At 53.0% G+C, this 17,918-nt stretch carries 18 protein-coding genes and 5 tRNA genes; 21 read left to right on the forward strand and 2 right to left on the reverse strand.

The features are described from left to right. Nucleotides 1–476 precede the first annotated feature (476 nt). The 16 genes from cydA to ACI2I2_RS14450 all read left to right on the forward strand — a co-directional run bounded on the left by cydA (nucleotide 477) and on the right by ACI2I2_RS14450 (nucleotide 10,105). Complete coding sequence (gene cydA, locus ACI2I2_RS14375; protein WP_404658519.1) at nucleotides 477–2,045, forward strand: cytochrome ubiquinol oxidase subunit I; 1,569 nt, start codon at nucleotides 477–479, stop codon at nucleotides 2,043–2,045. Nucleotides 2,046–2,060: 15 nt separating this feature from the next. Next, the gene (gene cydB / locus ACI2I2_RS14380; RefSeq protein ID WP_404658520.1) at nucleotides 2,061–3,200 is read left to right on the forward strand and encodes a cytochrome d ubiquinol oxidase subunit II; all 1,140 of its coding nucleotides are present in this window, start codon (nucleotides 2,061–2,063) and stop codon (nucleotides 3,198–3,200) included. A 14-nt stretch (nucleotides 3,201–3,214) separates the two neighbouring features. Then, complete coding sequence (gene cydX / locus ACI2I2_RS14385; protein WP_330985742.1) at nucleotides 3,215–3,322, forward strand: cytochrome bd-I oxidase subunit CydX; 108 nt, start codon at nucleotides 3,215–3,217, stop codon at nucleotides 3,320–3,322. Next, entirely contained in the window at nucleotides 3,322–3,615 is a 294-nt protein-coding gene (ybgE, locus tag ACI2I2_RS14390) for a cyd operon protein YbgE (RefSeq protein ID WP_330985743.1), read from the forward strand. The genes cydX and ybgE overlap by 1 nt, the downstream gene beginning before the upstream one ends. A 151-nt stretch (nucleotides 3,616–3,766) precedes the next feature. Then, entirely contained in the window at nucleotides 3,767–4,171 is a 405-nt protein-coding gene (gene ybgC, locus ACI2I2_RS14395) for a tol-pal system-associated acyl-CoA thioesterase (RefSeq protein ID WP_330985744.1), read from the forward strand. Beyond that, nucleotides 4,168–4,860 (forward strand): Tol-Pal system protein TolQ, encoded by a 693-nt coding sequence (gene tolQ / locus ACI2I2_RS14400; RefSeq protein ID WP_330985745.1) that lies wholly within the window; start codon nucleotides 4,168–4,170, stop codon nucleotides 4,858–4,860. The genes ybgC and tolQ overlap by 4 nt, the downstream gene beginning before the upstream one ends. 3 nt (nucleotides 4,861–4,863) lie before the next feature. Further along, complete coding sequence (gene tolR, locus ACI2I2_RS14405) at nucleotides 4,864–5,289, forward strand: colicin uptake protein TolR (RefSeq protein WP_097164733.1); 426 nt, start codon at nucleotides 4,864–4,866, stop codon at nucleotides 5,287–5,289. A 36-nt stretch (nucleotides 5,290–5,325) separates the two neighbouring features. Continuing rightward, complete coding sequence (tolA, locus tag ACI2I2_RS14410; protein WP_404658521.1) at nucleotides 5,326–6,555, forward strand: cell envelope integrity protein TolA; 1,230 nt, start codon at nucleotides 5,326–5,328, stop codon at nucleotides 6,553–6,555. A gap of 131 nt (nucleotides 6,556–6,686) precedes the next feature. Then, nucleotides 6,687–7,979 (forward strand): Tol-Pal system protein TolB, encoded by a 1,293-nt coding sequence (gene tolB, locus ACI2I2_RS14415; RefSeq protein WP_404658522.1) that lies wholly within the window; start codon nucleotides 6,687–6,689, stop codon nucleotides 7,977–7,979. 34 nt (nucleotides 7,980–8,013) lie between these two features. After that, nucleotides 8,014–8,535: a peptidoglycan-associated lipoprotein Pal gene (gene pal, locus ACI2I2_RS14420; RefSeq protein WP_013367056.1), complete on the forward strand. Its 522-nt coding sequence runs from the start codon at nucleotides 8,014–8,016 to the stop codon at nucleotides 8,533–8,535. Between the two features lie 9 nt (nucleotides 8,536–8,544). Next, nucleotides 8,545–9,339, forward strand: coding sequence for a cell division protein CpoB (gene cpoB / locus ACI2I2_RS14425; protein ID WP_404658523.1), 795 nt, complete (start codon nucleotides 8,545–8,547; stop codon nucleotides 9,337–9,339). A gap of 165 nt (nucleotides 9,340–9,504) precedes the next feature. Further along, nucleotides 9,505–9,580 (forward strand) — tRNA-Lys (locus ACI2I2_RS14430). A gap of 144 nt (nucleotides 9,581–9,724) precedes the next feature. Next, a tRNA-Val gene (locus ACI2I2_RS14435) sits at nucleotides 9,725–9,800 on the forward strand. 3 nt (nucleotides 9,801–9,803) lie between these two features. Next, nucleotides 9,804–9,879 (forward strand) — tRNA-Lys (locus ACI2I2_RS14440). 53 nt (nucleotides 9,880–9,932) lie between these two features. Beyond that, nucleotides 9,933–10,008, forward strand: a tRNA-Lys gene (locus tag ACI2I2_RS14445). Between the two features lie 21 nt (nucleotides 10,009–10,029). Beyond that, a tRNA-Lys gene (locus ACI2I2_RS14450) sits at nucleotides 10,030–10,105 on the forward strand. 466 nt (nucleotides 10,106–10,571) lie between these two features. Here the strand turns inward: ACI2I2_RS14450 and ACI2I2_RS14455 are convergent. Next, nucleotides 10,572–11,792 (reverse strand): amino acid deaminase, encoded by a 1,221-nt coding sequence (locus ACI2I2_RS14455; protein ID WP_404658524.1) that lies wholly within the window; start codon nucleotides 11,790–11,792, stop codon nucleotides 10,572–10,574. A gap of 191 nt (nucleotides 11,793–11,983) precedes the next feature. Here ACI2I2_RS14455 and ACI2I2_RS14460 point away from each other — a divergent pair, with 191 nt between their 5' ends. The 5 genes from ACI2I2_RS14460 to ACI2I2_RS14480 all read left to right on the forward strand — a co-directional run bounded on the left by ACI2I2_RS14460 (nucleotide 11,984) and on the right by ACI2I2_RS14480 (nucleotide 16,955). Beyond that, on the forward strand, nucleotides 11,984–13,420 hold the full coding sequence (locus ACI2I2_RS14460) for an amidohydrolase family protein (RefSeq protein ID WP_404658525.1): 1,437 nt from the start codon (nucleotides 11,984–11,986) through the stop codon (nucleotides 13,418–13,420). A 15-nt stretch (nucleotides 13,421–13,435) separates the two neighbouring features. Next, on the forward strand, nucleotides 13,436–13,831 hold the full coding sequence (locus ACI2I2_RS14465; RefSeq protein WP_330985752.1) for a RidA family protein: 396 nt from the start codon (nucleotides 13,436–13,438) through the stop codon (nucleotides 13,829–13,831). A gap of 164 nt (nucleotides 13,832–13,995) precedes the next feature. Continuing rightward, on the forward strand, nucleotides 13,996–15,483 hold the full coding sequence (locus ACI2I2_RS14470) for a sodium:solute symporter family protein (protein WP_330985753.1): 1,488 nt from the start codon (nucleotides 13,996–13,998) through the stop codon (nucleotides 15,481–15,483). A gap of 7 nt (nucleotides 15,484–15,490) precedes the next feature. Continuing rightward, nucleotides 15,491–16,363, forward strand: coding sequence for a 2-dehydro-3-deoxygalactonokinase (locus ACI2I2_RS14475; RefSeq protein ID WP_404658576.1), 873 nt, complete (start codon nucleotides 15,491–15,493; stop codon nucleotides 16,361–16,363). After that, nucleotides 16,350–16,955 (forward strand): 2-dehydro-3-deoxy-6-phosphogalactonate aldolase, encoded by a 606-nt coding sequence (locus tag ACI2I2_RS14480; RefSeq protein ID WP_404658526.1) that lies wholly within the window; start codon nucleotides 16,350–16,352, stop codon nucleotides 16,953–16,955. Before ACI2I2_RS14475 ends, ACI2I2_RS14480 begins: the two co-directional genes overlap by 14 nt. On the opposite strand, the gene ACI2I2_RS14485 is transcribed toward ACI2I2_RS14480, so the two are convergent. Beyond that, nucleotides 16,952–17,815, reverse strand: a complete 864-nt coding sequence (locus ACI2I2_RS14485) for a MurR/RpiR family transcriptional regulator (protein ID WP_330985756.1) — start codon at nucleotides 17,813–17,815, stop codon at nucleotides 16,952–16,954. The genes ACI2I2_RS14480 and ACI2I2_RS14485 overlap by 4 nt on opposite strands. Between the last annotated feature and the right edge of the window lie 103 nt (nucleotides 17,816–17,918).

Below are 17,918 nucleotides of genomic sequence, written 5' to 3' on the forward strand. Positions count from 1 at the left end.
TGAATCACCTCACACCTTAATTCCCTCTTATTTGATAACCATCAATGTCATGCTGAAAACATGTTTTTAACATTGATTTTACTATGCACTATCAAACGCATACACAATTAACATGTGAATGTAAAATTGATTTAAATCAAAGTGTAATCCTTGGAAAAGAGTCATCAAAAGCGGTAAATTGTCGTCGATCAAAGTGGTCGAAAACTGGCATCTTAGCTATAAATTGATCAGCGTCGAAAAACGCAAAAATGGGTCAAGAAAAACCTGTTTCTTGTAAGGGTTTTACGGCGTAATATATTGACGGGATCAATTTGGGTTTTTTATTAACGTATTTGCAACCTTTGCTCAGGTTTTTTTTCACATTGTGGGGAATGCCGTGGGGCGGGGAGCAAATCATTTTGTATTGGGGCATGTGTGTGAATCCTTTCTAACGGGAATCACTCTCGGAGTCTTCATGCGATGAGCAAGGAGTCATGATGTTAGATATAGTCGAACTGTCGCGCTTACAGTTTGCCTTGACCGCGATGTACCACTTCCTTTTTGTGCCACTGACGCTCGGTATGGCGTTCCTGCTGGCCATCATGGAAACGGTTTACGTCCTTTCCGGCAAACAGATTTATAAAGATATGACCAAGTTCTGGGGCAAGTTGTTTGGTATCAACTTCGCTCTGGGTGTGGCAACCGGCCTGACCATGGAGTTCCAGTTCGGGACTAACTGGTCTTACTATTCCCACTACGTGGGCGATATCTTCGGTGCGCCGCTGGCCATTGAAGGGCTGATGGCCTTCTTCCTCGAATCCACCTTTGTAGGTCTGTTCTTCTTCGGTTGGGATCGTCTCGGTAAAGTTCAGCATATGGCGGTGACCTGGCTTGTGGCATTAGGGTCTAACCTGTCCGCGCTGTGGATCCTCGTCGCTAACGGCTGGATGCAAAACCCCGTCGCCTCTGACTTCAACTTCGAAACCATGCGCATGGAAATGGTGAGCTTCTCCGAGCTTATCCTGAACCCGGTTGCTCAGGTGAAATTCGTTCACACTGTCGCTTCTGGCTATGTGACTGGTGCGATGTTCATCCTTGGCATCAGCTCCTACTACATGCTGCGCAATCGTGATTTTGCCTTTGCCAAACGCTCCTTTGCGATTGCTGCAAGCTTCGGTATGGCGGCAATCCTCTCTGTTATCGTGCTGGGTGATGAATCCGGTTACGAAATGGGCGATGTGCAGAAAACCAAACTGGCCGCCATCGAAGCCGAGTGGGAAACTCAACCTGCGCCTGCCGCGTTTACCCTGTTCGGTATTCCGGATCAGGATGCGCAGAAAAACCACCTTCAGATTCAAATTCCTTACGCATTGGGCATCATTGCCACCCGTTCGGTCGACACGCCGGTTATCGGTCTGAAAGACTTGATGGCTCAGCATGAAGATCGTATCCGTAACGGGATGAAAGCGTACAAACTGCTGGAAGAGCTGCGCTCAGGCTCAACCGATCAGTCCGTGCGTGACGAATTCAACAGCGTGAAGAAAGACCTGGGCTACGGTCTGCTGCTCAAGCGTTATACCCCGAACGTCTCTGACGCCACGGAAGCGCAAATCCAGCAGGCAACCAAAGACTCCATTCCTCGCGTTGCTCCGCTGTACTTCGCGTTCCGTATCATGGTGGCGTGCGGCATCCTGATGCTGGGTATTATCGCGGCCTGTTTCTGGACGGTGATTCGTAACCGTATCGGCAGCAAAAAATGGCTGCTGCGTGCCTGTCTGTACGGGATCCCTCTGCCGTGGATTGCCGTGGAATCGGGCTGGTTTGTCGCTGAATATGGCCGCCAACCGTGGGCGATTGGTGAGGTGTTACCTACCGCTGTCGCGAACTCTTCGCTGACACCTGGTGACCTGATCTTCTCGATGGTGCTGATTTGCGGCCTGTACACCGTGTTCCTGGTGGCTGAATTGTTCCTGATGTTCAAATTTGCGCGTCTGGGACCAAGCAGTCTGAAAACCGGTCGTTACCACTATGAGCAGACCCCAGCGTCTACTCAGCCGGCACGCTAAGACAGGAGTCGTCAAATGTTCGATTATGAAGTATTGCGTTTTATCTGGTGGCTGCTGGTTGGCATTCTGCTGATCGGTTTTGCGGTCGCCGACGGGTTTGATATGGGGGTGGGCATGCTCACCCGTTTCCTCGGTCGTAACGACACCGAGCGTCGAATCATGATTAACTCCATCGCCCCACACTGGGACGGTAACCAGGTATGGCTTATCACCGCGGGCGGCGCACTGTTCGCTGCCTGGCCGATGGTGTATGCCGCTGCGTTCTCCGGCTTCTATGTGGCGATGATCCTGGTGCTGGCGTCTTTGTTCTTCCGTCCGGTTGGTTTTGACTACCGTTCTAAGATTGAAGACACCCGCTGGCGTAACCTGTGGGACTGGGGCATCTTCGTCGGGAGCTTCGTGCCGCCGTTGGTTATCGGCGTGGCCTTCGGTAACCTGCTGCAGGGTGTACCGTTCCATGTGGATGAGTATCTGCGTTTGTACTACACCGGTAACTTCTTCCAGCTGCTGAATCCGTTTGGCCTGCTGGCGGGGATTGTCAGTGCGGCAATGATCCTGACTCAGGGCGCAACCTATCTGCAAATGCGTACTGTAGGTGAACTGCACCTGCGTACTCGTGCGGTCTCTCAGGTTGCCGCGCTGGTCACTCTGGTGTGCTTCGCACTGGCAGGTGTTTGGGTTTACTACGGCATTGACGGTTATGTGGTGAAATCCGTACTGGATCATCACGCAGCCTCTAACCCGCTGACCAAAGAAGTGGCGCGTGAAGCAGGTGCATGGATGGTGAACTTTAACAACATGCCAGCGCTGTGGGCAATTCCTGCTCTGGGTGTGGTTCTGCCACTGCTGACTGTTGTCACGTCTCGTGCGGATAAGGGCGCCTGGGCGTTCCTGTTCTCCTCACTGACGCTGGCGTGCATCATCCTGACTGCCGGGATTGCGATGTTCCCGTTCATCATGCCGTCCAGCACTATGCTGAATGCGAGCCTGACAATGTGGGATGCGACATCTAGCCAGCTGACGCTGAACGTCATGACCTACGCGGCGATGGTGTTCGTGCCGATTATCCTGCTGTACACCACCTGGTGTTACTGGAAGATGTTCGGGCGTATCACCAAAGAAGATATCGAACGCAACACCCATTCTCTGTACTGAGTAAGGAGCAACATATGTGGTACTTCGCATGGATTCTGGGGACGCTTCTGGCCTGTGCATTTGGTGTCATCACCGCGCTGGCGCTGGAGCATGTTGAGTCCGGACAGCAAGAAGATCATTAATGACTAAAATTATCGCAACGTTATATGCGGTAATGGACAAGGGCCCTTTAAGGGCCCTTTCCTTACTGATGGCATTGGTGTTGGCGGGCTGTATTTTCTGGGACCCCTCACGCTTTGCGGCCAAAACCAGTGCGCTTGAAATCTGGCACGGCTTTCTCATCATGTGGGCTGTTTGTGCTGGCGTGATCCACGGCGTGGGTTTTCGTCCGAAAGCGGTTCACTGGCAGGGGATTTTTTGCCCGCTGTTGGCAGACCTTGTTCTCCTTGCCGGGCTAATTTTCTTTTACGCCTGATTCAGATACATCCGTTAATCACTATGGGCTTGTACAAGCCCATAAAAATTTACTCTCCGTTTACTTTCCCCCATTCCAAACCATCATTGCCGCGCGTATAGTAGCGAAGTTTGAAAGCCCTAAATTTTTTTTTGCATTACCGGGATGTAAAGTGAATACAACGCTGTTTCGATGGCCGGTTCGTGTCTATTACGAAGACACCGATGCCGGTGGTGTGGTTTACCACGCCAGCTACGTCGCTTTCTATGAAAGAGCACGCACTGAGATGCTGCGCCACCATCACTTTAGCCAGCAAGTCCTGCTGGCTGAACGCGTTGCCTTCGTGGTACGCAAGATGACGCTGGAGTATTTTGCCCCCGCCAGACTCGACGATATGCTCGAAGTCCAAACGGAAATTACAGCGATGCGTGGCACCTCTCTGGTTTTCACGCAGCGGATTGTCAACGCGGAAAATACAGTACTCAACGAAGCTGAAGTGCTGATTGTCTGTGTTGATCCACTCATAATGAAGCCTCGTGCGCTTCCCAAGTCTATTGTCGCGGAGTTTAAGCAGTGACTGACATGAATATCCTTGATTTGTTCCTGAAGGCTGGCCTTCTGGTTAAACTTATCATGTTGATCTTGATTGGTTTTTCTATCGCTTCCTGGGCCATCATTATCCAGCGAACGCGTATCCTCAATGCGGCTGGCCGCGAAGCTGAAGCCTTCGAAGACAAGTTCTGGTCCGGCATTGAACTGTCTCGTCTGTATCAGGAAAGCCAGGGGCGTCGCGATAATCTCACGGGGTCAGAGCAGATTTTCTACAGCGGCTTTAAAGAGTTCGCTCGACTGCACCGTGCCAACAGCCATGCTCCGGAAGCGATTGTGGAAGGGGCGTCGCGTGCGATGCGTATCTCCATGAACCGCGAACTGGAAAACCTCGAAAACCACATTCCTTTCCTCGGTACCGTAGGCTCCATCAGTCCTTATATCGGTCTGTTTGGTACGGTGTGGGGGATCATGCACGCCTTTATCGCGCTCGGCGCGGTAAAAGTGGCCACGCTGCAGATGGTTGCTCCGGGTATCGCCGAAGCGCTGATCGCCACCGCGATTGGTCTGTTTGCCGCAATCCCTGCCGTTATGGCGTATAACCGCCTGAACCAGCGCGTGAACAAACTGGAACTGAATTACGACAACTTTATGGAAGAGTTCACCGCGATCCTGCACCGTCAGGCGTTTACCACCAGCGAAAGCAACAAGGGGTAAACCATGGCCAGACGTGGACGCGGACGTCGCGAACTGAAGTCCGAAATAAACATCGTTCCGCTGCTGGATGTGTTGCTGGTGCTGCTGCTGATCTTCATGGCGACAGCGCCGATCATTTCGCAGAGCGTGGATGTGAATCTGCCTGATGCAACCGAATCGCAGGCCGTCAGTACCAATGACGATCCGCCGGTTATCGTGGAAGTCTCTGGCGTCGGTCAGTACAGCGTCAATGTGGGTCCGGATAAGATGCCACAGTTGCCGCCAGAGCAGGTGGTGGCGGAAGCTCAGCGCCGTCTGCAGGCGAATCCGAAAACGATCTTCCTGATCGGTGGCGCAAAAGACGTGCCGTACGATGAAATTATTAAAGCGCTAAACCTGTTGCACAGCGCAGGCGTGAAATCCGTGGGTTTAATGACCCAGCCGATTTGACCTGGCTAACAGGCTAACAGTTTTTGGGAACCGAGTGTGTTAAAGGCAACCGAACAAAACGACAAGCTTAAACGCGCGATCATCATCTCGGTCGTACTGCATATCATCTTGATAGCAATACTGATTTGGGGTTCGTTCGATGAGCACATTGACGCATCGGCAGGCGGCGGTGGGGGTTCCTCCATTGACGCTGTGATGGTCGATCCGGGTGCTGTCGTGCAGAACTACAACCGTCAGCAAAATCAGCAGGCGAGTGCTCGCCGGGCTGAAGAGCAGCGCGAGAAGCAAGCTCAACAGCAAGCGGAAGAGATGCGTGAGAAACAGGCTGCTGAGCAGGAACGTCTGAAGCAGCTTGAACAGGACCGTTTGAAGGCGCAGGAAGAGGCCGCGAAGCAAGCTGATGCGCAGAAACAGGCAGAAGAAGCCGCGAAGCAAGCGCAACAGCAGCAGAAGCAAGCCGAAGAAGCGGCGGTGAAAGCGGCTGCCCTGGCGAAAGCGAAAGCTGACGAACAGGCTAAAGTGGCGGCTGAAGCCGCGAAGAAAGCGGCTGCGGATGCACAGAAAAAGGCGCAAGCCGAGGCAGCAAAAGCTGCTGCGGATGCGCAGAAGAAAGCCGAAGCGGAAGCTGCGAAGAAAGCTCAGCAGGATGCAGAGAAAAAAGCGCAGCAAGAAGCCGAGAAGAAAGCCGCTGCAGAGGCTGCGAAAAAAGCTGCCGCTGCTGAGAAGGCTGCCGCGGCAAAAGCTGCTGCTGCCGAGAAGGCCGCCGCAGAAAAAGCCGCTGCTGATAAAGCTGCCGCCGATAAAGCGGCTGCGGATAAAGCTGCTGCTAAAAAGGCCGCTGCTGCGAAGAAAGCGGCGGAAGCCAAAGAAGCTTCAGGTGTTGACGATCTGCTGGGCGATCTTAGCTCTGGTAAGAATGCACCGAAAACCGGCGGTGGGGCGAAAGGAAACAATGCAGCCGCAGCCGGAAGTGGTAACACTAAAAACAACGGCGCGTCAGGCGCGGATATCAGCAACTATGCCGGACAGATTAAATCGGCTATTGAGAGTCGTTTTTACGATGCCTCTTCCTATGCAGGTAAAGTTTGTACCCTGCGTGTGAAGCTGAATCCGGATGGCACATTGGCGAGTATCACTTCTGAAGGTGGCGATCCGGCGCTTTGTACTGCCGCACTGGCAGCCGCAAGGCAAGCACGGTTCCCGAAACCGCCATCAGAAGCCGTGTATGAAGTGTTTAAAAATGCGCCACTGGACTTCAAACCTTAAGGCAGATTTCCTCGTGCAAACGGGGAAAAATGTACCAGGCTGGTCACAGGGTTTTGGTAGTTTTGTGTATTTGAGTTTGTTAACATTCTGCTAAATTATCGTGGGCTTTCCGCCTGGATAAGGGAGAAATGATGAAGCAGGCATTAAAAGTAGCATTTGGTTTTCTGATGCTGTGGGCAACCGTGTTGCACGCAGAAGTACGTATCGAGATCACCCAAGGGGTCGACTCGGCACGCCCAATCGGCGTTGCGCCGTTTAAATGGGCTGGCCCGGGCGCGGCACCTGAAGATGTCGGTGGCATTGTGGCGGCTGACTTGCGCAACAGTGGTAAATTCAACCCGCTTGATCGCTCTCGTCTGCCTCAGCAGCCGGGTTCCGCTCAGGAAGTTCAGCCAGCGGCCTGGTCTGCGCTCGGTATTGATGCCGTTATCGTGGGGCAGGTAACGCCTAACCCAGACGGTTCCTACACCGTGGCTTATCAGCTGGTCGATACTGGCGGTGCGCCAGGTACCGTTCTGGCTCAGAACTCATACAAAGTGAACAAGCAGTGGTTGCGTTACGCTGGCCACACCGCGAGTGACGAAGTGTTTGAGAAGCTGACCGGGATTAAAGGGGCATTCCGTACTCGTATCGCCTACGTGGTTCAGACCAACGGCGGTCAGTTCCCGTATGAACTGCGCGTGTCTGACTACGACGGTTACAACCAGTTTGTTGTTCACCGTTCACCACAGCCACTGATGTCTCCGGCCTGGTCTCCAGACGGATCTAAACTGGCTTACGTGACCTTCGAAAGCGGCCGTTCTGCACTGGTTGTACAGACTCTGGCAAATGGTGCTGTTCGCCAGATTGCTTCCTTCCCGCAGCACAACGGTGCACCGGCGTTCTCTCCGGATGGGACTAAACTGGCGTTCGCTCTGTCGAAAACCGGTAGCCTGAACCTGTACGTGATGGATCTGGGTTCTGGTCAGATTCAGCAAGTGACCAACGGTCGCAGCAACAACACCGAACCAAGCTGGTTCCCGGACAGCCAGACCCTGGCCTTTACTTCTGACCAGGCGGGTCGTCCACAGATTTATAAAGTCGGCATTAACGGCGGTACTCCACAGCGTATTACCTGGGAAGGTTCTCAGAACCAGGACGTTGACGTGAGTTCTGACGGCAAATTTATGGTAATGGTGAGCTCGGCCGGTGGCCAGCAACACATTGCTAAACAAGATCTGGCAGCGGGTGGCGTACAGGTTCTGTCGTCAACGTTCCTGGATGAAACGCCAAGTCTGGCACCGAACGGCACAATGGTTATCTACAGCTCTTCTCAGGGGATGGGATCTGTGCTGAATCTGGTTTCTACGGATGGGCGTTTCAAAGCGCGTCTTCCGGCAACTGATGGACAGGTAAAATCACCTGCCTGGTCGCCGTATCTGTAATAATAATTAATTGAATATTATAGGAATCAAAGAAATGCAACTGAACAAAGTGCTGAAAGGACTGATGATCGCTCTGCCTGTTATGGCTATCGCGGCGTGTTCTTCCAACAAGAATGCCAGCAACGATCAGAGCGGTGAAGGCATGATGGGTGCCGGCACTGGTATGGATGCTAACGGTAACGGCAACATGTCTTCCGAAGAGCAAGCTCGTCTGCAGATGCAGCAGCTGCAGCAGAACAACATCGTTTACTTCGATCTCGACAAGTACGATATCCGTTCTGACTTCGCTGCCATGCTGGACGCGCACGCTAACTTCCTGCGTAGCAACCCGTCTTACAAAGTCACCGTAGAAGGTCATGCTGACGAACGTGGTACTCCTGAGTACAACATCGCCCTGGGCGAACGTCGTGCTAACGCCGTTAAAATGTACCTGCAGGGTAAAGGCGTTTCTGCTGACCAGATCTCCATCGTTTCTTACGGTAAAGAAAAACCTGCAGTACTGGGTCACGACGAAGCGGCTTACTCCAAAAACCGTCGTGCCGTACTGGTTTACTAAGAGAATTGCATGAGCAGTAACTTCAGACATCATTTGTTGAGTCTGTCGTTACTGGTTGGCATAGCGGCCCCCTGGGCCGCTTTTGCTCAGGCGCCAATCAGTAGTGTCGGCTCTGGCTCGGTCGAAGACCGTGTCACTCAACTCGAGCGTATTTCTAACGCTCACAGTCAGCTTTTAACCCAACTTCAGCAGCAACTTCAGGACAACCAGGCCGATATCGATGCCCTGCGTGGTCAAATCCAGGAAAGCCAATACCAGCTTAATCAGGCAGTTGAACGCCAGAAGCAGATCCAAACGCAGTTGGATGGTATGAGCTCTGGTGGAAGTGCAGCAGCACAACCCGCAGCGGGTGATCAGAGCGGGGCGGCCGCAGCGGCTACCGCAGCCCCTGCTGCTGGCGCTGCCGCAACAGGTGCGCCTGTTCAAAGCGGTGATGCCAATACGGATTACAACGCGGCCATTGCGCTGGTGAAAGATGCCTCGCGCCAGGATGACGCTATCGCTGCGTTTCAAAACTTCATCAAAAAATACCCTGATTCGACTTACCAGCCGAACGCCAATTACTGGCTCGGACAGTTGAATTACAACAAGGGTAAAAAAGATGATGCGGCGTATTATTTTGCCTCTGTGGTGAAAAACTACCCAAAATCACCGAAAGCGGCGGATGCGATGTTTAAAGTCGGCGTGATCATGCAGGACAAAGGTGACACGGCAAAAGCCAAAGCGGTTTACCAACAGGTTGTGACTAAATTTCCTGGCACCGAAGGTGCAAAACAGGCGCAAAAACGTCTGAATGGTCTCTGATGCTTATGGCATGACCTGAAATCGTCCTATTTCTGGTCATGCCGCATGAATCATAAGCAGTTAGCGCTTCTTCTTCGAAATTTTTGTTGCGCTCAATTCTGAAACCAGTAATATATGCCGCCGTTGCCAAGGGATATCAAACATCCTGAAAGCCGCGGAAATAGTGGGTCGTTAGCTCAGTTGGTAGAGCAGTTGACTTTTAATCAATTGGTCGCAGGTTCGAATCCTGCACGACCCACCACTAATGAGTAGGGTGGTACGGTAGTAAAACGTGAAGGATAACGTTGCTTTAGCAACGGCCCGTAGGGCGAGACTTTAGTCTAGTCATCCTGCACGACCCACCAACTATTTCGGCGAAGGCAATTGTAGTATCCAGCGCAGTATCGGGTGATTAGCTCAGCTGGGAGAGCACCTCCCTTACAAGGAGGGGGTCGGCGGTTCGATCCCGTCATCACCCACCACTCGGGTCGTTAGCTCAGTTGGTAGAGCAGTTGACTTTTAATCAATTGGTCGCAGGTTCGAATCCTGCACGACCCACCACTATTTTGGTGGACACCGAGTTTCAGCAGTATCTCTTCGAAGCAACACCCTATGGGTCGTTAGCTCAGTTGGTAGAGCAGTTGACTTTTAATCAATTGGTCGCAGGTTCGAATCCTGCACGACCCACCACTTCGAAGAAATCCCCATAAGGGGTCGTTAGCTCAGTTGGTAGAGCAGTTGACTTTTAATCAATTGGTCGCAGGTTCGAATCCTGCACGACCCACCAATGTAAAAAAGCGCCCTAAAGGCGCTTTTTTGCTATCTGCAGATTTCAAAGATTCGAACCTGCTGCAGGTTAGACAAAATCGTCGGGAACGATTTTGCATCACCGCTGGCGGTGACCCGAAGGGCGAGTCTCAGGATGAGACGAGTGTAATCCTGCACGACCCACCAAATTCAGACAAAAGCGCCTTTCGGCGCTTTTGTTGTTTCTGGGCACCGTGCTGAATGTGCAGGATAACGTTGCTTTAGCAACGGCCCGAAGGGCGAGCGGAGCGAGTCATCCTGCACGACCCACCAATGTAAAAAAGCGCCCTAAGGGTAACACCGTTAGTTTAAGACCGAGATATCCGGGGCGACCACCGGGTTTGGCGTCCCTCCGGGAACCAAATCCCGGTGTTTCCCCTAATTCATTGGCTTAAGTGAACGGTGTTAGCCCTAAAGGCGCTTTTTGCAACCACATCTCAACGCTATCAAAACAACGTCTCAAGCTCTTCAATCACGTTGTATTCATCATCTGTGAGCAGCAACGCTTTCCATTTGTCGAAGGTCAGGCAAGGGTGCGAGGTGCCGAACACCAGAATATCGCCCACCTGAACATCACTCCCTGGTGCGAGCTTCAGCATGCAGTGCTGATCCATAATGCCTGTGCTGGTGATGGCACCGGGTGCCAACGTCAGCGGTTTACCAGCACGGTAATGCGCCGTTGGCTGAGGAAGACCCGCATCGAAAGCACAATCGCGTTTCCCAAAATTCACGATGGCACGATCGTTTTCAGGCACCGACTGCACGAGGGCCACCAGTTCCAGTGCTGAGGTTAAGTCTCCGCCCAGATCACAGGCGACAGAGTCACGCGCCATCAGCTCTTGCTGGGCGACATTGTAAATCCCTTCATCGTGCGTGATGTAGCAACCCGGACGGATAACTATCCGGCACTGGGCTGGCTTGTGTGCTGCCAGCCAGATATTGCAGACCACGTCATACCAGACCGTTCCTGCGCCGGTAAGGATAAACTCGCCTTCAACAAAAGGCTCAAGTTCACAGGCCAGCTCTGCGGCTTCGCGCAGCAGTTGCTCAACCTGTGGCTGAGGGTTATCGCCGTGCAGAACGCCCTCATAAAGCTCCAGACCACGCAAACGCAGCCCAGGCAACTCATTGATGTGTTTAGCCAGTTCAAGCGCTTGTGAAGCGTTACGGCAGCCACAGCGGCCACCGGGTACGCCCAACTCAACCATCACGTCCAGAATTTGCCCCTGTTGGTGGAAAAATGCGCTCAATGTGGCGGCATTGCTCAGGCTATCCACACAACACAGGTAATCAACATCTGGATACTGATTTTTGAGCCGGGAAACCGTCAGCATATTGGCTTTCCCAACCAGTTGGTTCACCATCAGCACTCGCTTCACACCGCTGACCATAGCTGCCGCGGCTTGCCAGGCGCTGCCCACGCCAATTCCCCATGCACCCGCTTTCTGCTGAGCCTGGAAAACCCAGGGCGTCATGGTGGTTTTCCCGTGTGGGGCGAGTGACACTCCGCGCCTGTCGGCATAACGCTGCATCCAGGCTATGTTGTTTTCCAGTGCTGATTTTTTGATGATTGCCGCAGGCAGGCAAACGTCCTCTTGCAGCACATTCGCCTGCGGGAAAAGCAGGGCAGATTTATGGGGGACAAGGACTTCGCTCTGGTATTTCATATCTCATTCCTTCTGCGTTATCGGTTTTCTGTATCGTAATTATTTATCTGATAAATAAGGTTATTTTGTTTTTATTGCTTTGTTTGTGAATAAAAGTACCACTAATTAATCCTATTTCTGTGTGCTTTTCCACTGTTTTCTTGCCTCAGGAAGGATACAGTGGCAACAGAACAGAAAGGGAGTGTGGTGTCATGAAGCTCGACTGGCTTTTCAAAAATGTAACGGTAATCGACGGCAGCGGCGGCCCAGAGTATCGCGCAGATGTCGCGGTTAGCGGCGAACGTATTGTCGATATTGCGCCCGCTATTCACACTGCGGCCGAGCAAGTTGTCGAAGGTAACGGGCTGGTGCTCGCGCCTGGGTTTATTGATGTTCACACGCATGATGATTTGAACGTCATCCGCATCCCTGAATATCTGCCAAAAATAAGCCAGGGGATAACCACGGTGATCGTGGGGAACTGCGGCATTTCAGCGGCTACGGCGACGATGAAAGGGGAGGTTCCGGACCCGATGAATCTGTTGGGCGAACAGGCCCAGTTTATCTATCCGACCGTCAACGCTTACGCTGATGCCATTGAAACAGCGCAGCCCTGCATTAATGTCGGGACGCTTATCGGGCACACGGCTTTGCGTAACAATCATATGGACGATCTCTTCCGCACGGCGACTGAAAGTGAAATTGTGGCCATGCGTGAACAATTGCGTCTGGCGCTCAGTCAGGGCGCACTCGGTATGAGCACCGGCCTTGCCTACGCCAGCGCGTTCCAGTCTTCCACCGAAGAAGTGATGGCGCTGGCAGAAGAACTGGCAGGCAGCAGCGCGGTTTATACCACCCATTTACGCTCTGAATTTGAACCCATTCTGGATGCGCTGGATGAAGCTTTTCGTATTGGCCGTCATGGGAAAGTGCCTGTCGTTGTCTCCCATCACAAATGCGCAGGGGCGAAAAACTGGGGGCGTACCAAAGAAACACTGGCCTTTATCGATAAGATGCGTCAACACCAGGAGATCGCCTGCGACTGCTACCCTTATTCGGCGAGTTCCTCGACGCTGGATTTAAAACAGGTCACCGATGAGTTTGATATCGTGATCACCTGGTCTGAGTCTCGCCCTGAACAGGCCGGAAAAACGCTGAAAGAGATTGCCGATCACTGGCAGGTCACACTGCACGAAGCGGCAAAACAGTTGATGCCAGCGGGCGCAATTTACTACAACATGGATGAACAGGATGTGCGCCGGGTGATGCAGTACCCGGTCACAATGATTGGCTCCGACGGTTTACCTAACGACCCAATGCCGCATCCACGCCTTTGGGGCGCATTTCCTCGCGTGCTGGGTCATTACAGTCGCGATGAAAAGCTCTTCCCGCTGACGACGGCTATCCACAAAATGACGGGGTTGTCCGCCGCACGCTTTGGTCTTGCCGGGCGTGGGCAAATAAAAACAGGCAACTTTGCCGATCTGGTGTTGTTCAACCCCGAGACGGTGCGTGATGTCGCGAGTTTCAGCGATCCTAAACGGCCTGCACAAGGCATTGAAGCGGTGATGGTAAATGGCGTCATGAGCTATCGCCCTGAGCAAAAAATTATCGGAAGAGCAGGGCGATTCCTGCGCCGACAGCCTTAAAAAGAAGGAGAAAATATGAGCATTAAACGTTATGGCACCGAAGGCGGTACCGGCACAGGAGGCCAGCACCTGCCATTTTCACGCGCGGTAGAAGCGGGCGGCTGGCTGTATGTCTCCGGTCAGACACCCATGACCAACGGTGAAGTGGTGGAAGGGGGGATCGTCGATCAATCCCGTCTCGCCATCCAGAACTGCGTCGATATCATGACCGAAGCGGGTTATACCCTGGCGGATGTGGTGCATGTCAAAGTTATCCTGACCGACGCCCGCTATTTCCAGTCGTTCAATAAAGTCTTCCGTGAATTCTTCGGCGATCATCCTCCGGCGCGTATCTGCTGTGTGGCTGACCTGGTCGTGGATTGCAAAGTCGAAGTTGACGTGACGTGCTATAACGCCGCACGGAATAAGTAAGAAATAAGCCCTTCGTCAGAAGGGCTGATACTGATAATAAAAGCAGTAACGTTATAAAAATATAAATTGAATCCATTCTCTGGAACCTGTTTATTCAGGTGCCAGTCTTGTCAACACCCTCATGTTTTTTTAAGAACATGACTTACTGTACCTGGACGAGAGCTATGAATAATTTATCCTTTTTAATCTGGTTTGCGATATATGCCTGCGCGATGATTGCCCTGGGCTGGTATGTTTCGCGCAACCAAAAGAACGGCGACGATTTTCTTTTAGGCGGGCGTTCCCTGCCAATGATCCTGACGTTGGGTTCCACAGTGGGCACCATGGTCGGAACTGGCTCCAGCGTAGGTGCCGTCGGTTTCGGTTATACCAACGGCTGGGCGGGCATGTTATATGGTCTGGGCGGGGCGGTCGGCATTTTGCTGGTGGCCTGGTTATTTGCGCCAGTACGCAAAATGCGTTTTATGACCATGAGTGAAGAAATATCGTATTACACCGGTGGCAGTAAAATAATTAAGAACCTGGTGGCGATATTAATTTTCATTGCTTCCATTGGTTGGCTTGGGGCACATATATTAGGCGGCGGGTTATATCTCGCGTGGGCCAGTGGTATCGATATTAATACGGCAAAAATTATTATTGCCCTGGCATTTATTGTTTATGTCGGCATCGGCGGTTATTCCGCGGTGGTATGGATTGATACTATTCAGTCGATTGTCCTGTTCGCCGGTTTCATCATTATGGCGGTGTTAGCTGTTCATCATGCAGGTGGATGGACCGAAATAAAGCACACGGTAGACCCTGCTGCGCAAAGCCTTTTTGCCGTCGATAAGTTGGGTGTTCTTCCTGCGCTTTCACTGGCCTTCGTGATTTGCGTTGGGGTACTGGCGACGCCGTCTTACCGTCAGCGAATTTACTCGGCAAAAACGGTGTCCTCTGTTCGTCAGTCCTTCACCATCACCGGCGTGCTGTATCTGATGTTCTCGTTCCTGCCTGCGATTATCGGCATGGCGGTGTGGACGATGAACTCGCACCTTGAAAACAGTGGGTTTGCCTTCCTGTTCGCGACGCAAGTTCTGCCGCCGGTACTGGCGATGGCCGTCCTGATTGCCGGGATGTCCGCCAACATGTCTTCGGGCAGTTCAGACGCCATTGCTGCAGTGTCTATCATGCTGCGAGACCTCTACACCCTGATAACCGGACACATGCCTGCCCCGGAAAAAGCAATCAAGATGTCGCGTATTTTCCTGGTGCTGGTGATTGCCCTGGCGCTGGTATTTGCGCTGACCTCCAACGACATCATCAGCTACATCACCAAAATGATCTCGATGATCATGTCAGGCATGTTCATCTGCTCCATGCTCGGCCGCTTCTGGACTCGCTTCAACTGGCAAGGGGCGCTGGCCTCACTGCTCGGCGGGGCCGTGGCTTCCATGGTGGTATTGATGGACAGCAGCTGGCTCGCCTTCTGGGGTAACCCTTGTATTCCTTCGGTCCTGACAAGCCTGATCGGTGGCGTGGTGGTGACTCTGGTTACGCCAGCTCCGCGCATGAGCCGTGAAGCAGCGCTGGAAATGATTACCCGTGAGCGTGAAAGTCAGCCTGAAGCGCCGCAGGTAGCCGTCGGTATCCGTAAAGTGTCAGAGAGCTGAGAGCATGATGGAGAATTGGATTGCCGTTGACTGGGGCTCCACGCACCTTCGGGCGTGGCACTGGCAGAACGATGTCTGTGTGAATCAGGTGCAGATTGCCGCAGGTATTTCTCAGCTCAACGGGCGTACGCCGGAAGAAGTCTTCCGGCAGCACATCGCCCCGTGGCGTGAAGAAAACAGTGTTCCGGTCTTTATGGCCGGAATGATCGGCAGCGATGCGGGCTGGCAAGTGGCCCCTTATCTGCCCTGTCCGATAACGACCCATCAATTGGGCAGCAAATTGACAGAAGTGGCCGGGCAGGTCTGGATTGTGCCGGGGCTTAAAGTCCAGCAAAACGGCGAGTGTAACGTGATGCGTGGCGAAGAAACTCAGCTAGCCGGCGCGATGGCGATGTCACCCGCTGATGTGTACGTAATGCCGGGAACTCACAGTAAATGGGTAAGTGTCGATGGCGAGCGTATACAACATTTCTCTACTGTGATGACCGGTGAGCTTTTCCATTTGCTGCTTAACCAGTCGCTGATAGGCACAGGGCTGCCTGAACAGCAAGCGGACGACGAAGCTTTCGAGCGTGGCCTCAAGCGAGGGATCACAACCCCTTCGCCAGTTGCCTCATTATTTAGCGCTCGCGCTGCACGCGTGTTGGGTGAGTTAGCCCCCACTTCGGTGGCGGACTATCTCTCAGGGTTGCTGATAGGCGCTGAAGTGGCGGAAATGTATCCGCAACACACTCAGCCCCGAGTCACTTTGGTTGGCGGTTCCTCGCTAAATGCGCGCTACCTTCGTGCCTTTGCCGCACTCGGCGTTCAGGCGAATTGCTGCGAGGGCGATGACGCTTTTCTGCAAGGAATAAGGAGTATTTTTCATGGCCGACACTAAACTGGTCGCTATTCTTCGTGGCATAACGCCTGCTGAAGCGGGAGCCCACACCTCGGCGCTGATTGAAGCAGGGTTTCGCTATATCGAAATCCCGTTGAACTCGCCTGACTGGCAGCAAAGCATTCCGGCTCTGGTGAGTGAGTACGGACATCAGGCGATGATTGGCGCAGGTACCGTCCTCAACGTTGAGCAGGTGGATATTCTGGCGGAAGCAGGAGCGAAGTTGGTGGTCACTCCGAACACACAACCTGCGGTGATTCGTCAGGCGGTGAATAAAGGCATGCTGGTTTGTGCCGGGTGCGCTACCGCAACCGAAGCGTTTACCGCGCTGGATGCGGGTGCTCAATGGCTCAAAATCTTCCCGTCTTCCGCTTTTGGCCCGGCGTATATTCAGGCGTTAAAAGCGGTATTGCCTGCCTCGGTACCGGTGCTGGCTGTCGGGGGGATCACTCCTGAAAATCTTTCGGAGTATTTGCGGGCTGGCTGTGCAGGCGCAGGGCTTGGTAGCGACTTATACCGGCCAGGGCAGGCTGTCTCACGAACCGCAGAGCAGGCGGCTCGTTATCTGGCGGCGTTTGCGCAAGCGGTTTAATCGCCCAACGGCTGGCGATCAATGCCTCCACGCAGGTTATGCAAAGAGAGTTTAATACGGCGCAGGCGGTCTTTAGCCTGCGCTTTATTGGCCATTGCAAGCTCCGTCGCAAGCACATCAATCATTGCCAGCATCGCATAGCGCGAGGTGCTCGGTTTAAAGATGTAGTCGTTTTCTGTAACCACCAACGGCAGCACCAAATCGGCCTGTTTCGCCAGCGGCGTGTCTTCCGGGGTAATGGCGATAACTTTAGCGCCGTACTGTCTGGCGATGGCTGCACTGTCTGTCACTTCAGGCGTATAACCGCCAAGCGACAGCGCAATCACCACATCCTGAGGCGCGACCGCAGAACACATCATTCGCACCAGCAAACCGTCATTCTGACTGGCAACCGGCAACCCTAAACGGAAAAGACGATACTGAAGTTCCTGAGCGCATATCGTCGACCCACCGCCCATGCCAATCGCCAGAATTTGTCGTGACTGGGTTAACCAGCCCACCGCTTTTTGCAGCGAGTCAGGATCAAGCGCGCGACGGTTCGTTTCCAGCACGCTGATAATCGACTCATAAATTCCCTGAACACCTTCCAGATCCGGCACATCCAGAATAAAGCGTTGCCCGACAGCGAGGGACTGCGCCAGCTTCACTTTCAAATCACGCACATCTTTGCAGCCCAGCGTTCGGGCAAAACGCGTCACCGAAGCCTGGCTGGTATTGGTCTGACGGGCGAGTTCGGCAATCGGCAATTCTGCCGCCGCGGCGACATCATCCAGAATGAACTGAGCAATGCGTTTTTCGGTGGCGGTGAGCGCCACAAACTGTTCGGTGATACAGGAGATGATATCGATGGTGTACGCCATGGCAGCAAGTATCGTCAGTCGTCAAATGTTGATACTTTGTACCACAAAAAAGCCTGATTGGCACAGACGGAAAATCTGCACGACTTTTCGGCAGCAATTCGCT

The organism is Scandinavium sp. NPDC088450, assembly GCF_044900545.1.
GTDB lineage: Bacteria > Pseudomonadota > Gammaproteobacteria > Enterobacterales > Enterobacteriaceae > Scandinavium.

Bases quoted from the DNA above. Each gene is read 5' to 3' on its own strand.
- cydA (WP_404658519.1), top strand. From the start codon at position 477: ATGTTAGATATAGTCGAACTGTCGCGCTTACAGTTTGCCTTGACCGCG.
- cydB (WP_404658520.1), top strand. From the start codon at position 2,061: ATGTTCGATTATGAAGTATTGCGTTTTATCTGGTGGCTGCTGGTTGGC.
- cydX (WP_330985742.1), top strand. From the start codon at position 3,215: ATGTGGTACTTCGCATGGATTCTGGGGACGCTTCTGGCCTGTGCATTT.
- ybgE (WP_330985743.1), top strand. From the start codon at position 3,322: ATGACTAAAATTATCGCAACGTTATATGCGGTAATGGACAAGGGCCCT.
- tolR (WP_097164733.1), top strand. From the start codon at position 4,864: ATGGCCAGACGTGGACGCGGACGTCGCGAACTGAAGTCCGAAATAAAC.
- tolB (WP_404658522.1), top strand. From the start codon at position 6,687: ATGAAGCAGGCATTAAAAGTAGCATTTGGTTTTCTGATGCTGTGGGCA.
- pal (WP_013367056.1), top strand. From the start codon at position 8,014: ATGCAACTGAACAAAGTGCTGAAAGGACTGATGATCGCTCTGCCTGTT.
- cpoB (WP_404658523.1), top strand. From the start codon at position 8,545: ATGAGCAGTAACTTCAGACATCATTTGTTGAGTCTGTCGTTACTGGTT.
- ACI2I2_RS14455 (WP_404658524.1), bottom strand. From the start codon at position 11,792: ATGAAATACCAGAGCGAAGTCCTTGTCCCCCATAAATCTGCCCTGCTT.
- ACI2I2_RS14460 (WP_404658525.1), top strand. From the start codon at position 11,984: ATGAAGCTCGACTGGCTTTTCAAAAATGTAACGGTAATCGACGGCAGC.
- ACI2I2_RS14465 (WP_330985752.1), top strand. From the start codon at position 13,436: ATGAGCATTAAACGTTATGGCACCGAAGGCGGTACCGGCACAGGAGGC.
- ACI2I2_RS14470 (WP_330985753.1), top strand. From the start codon at position 13,996: ATGAATAATTTATCCTTTTTAATCTGGTTTGCGATATATGCCTGCGCG.
- ACI2I2_RS14475 (WP_404658576.1), top strand. From the start codon at position 15,491: ATGGAGAATTGGATTGCCGTTGACTGGGGCTCCACGCACCTTCGGGCG.
- ACI2I2_RS14480 (WP_404658526.1), top strand. From the start codon at position 16,350: ATGGCCGACACTAAACTGGTCGCTATTCTTCGTGGCATAACGCCTGCT.
- ACI2I2_RS14485 (WP_330985756.1), bottom strand. From the start codon at position 17,815: ATGGCGTACACCATCGATATCATCTCCTGTATCACCGAACAGTTTGTG.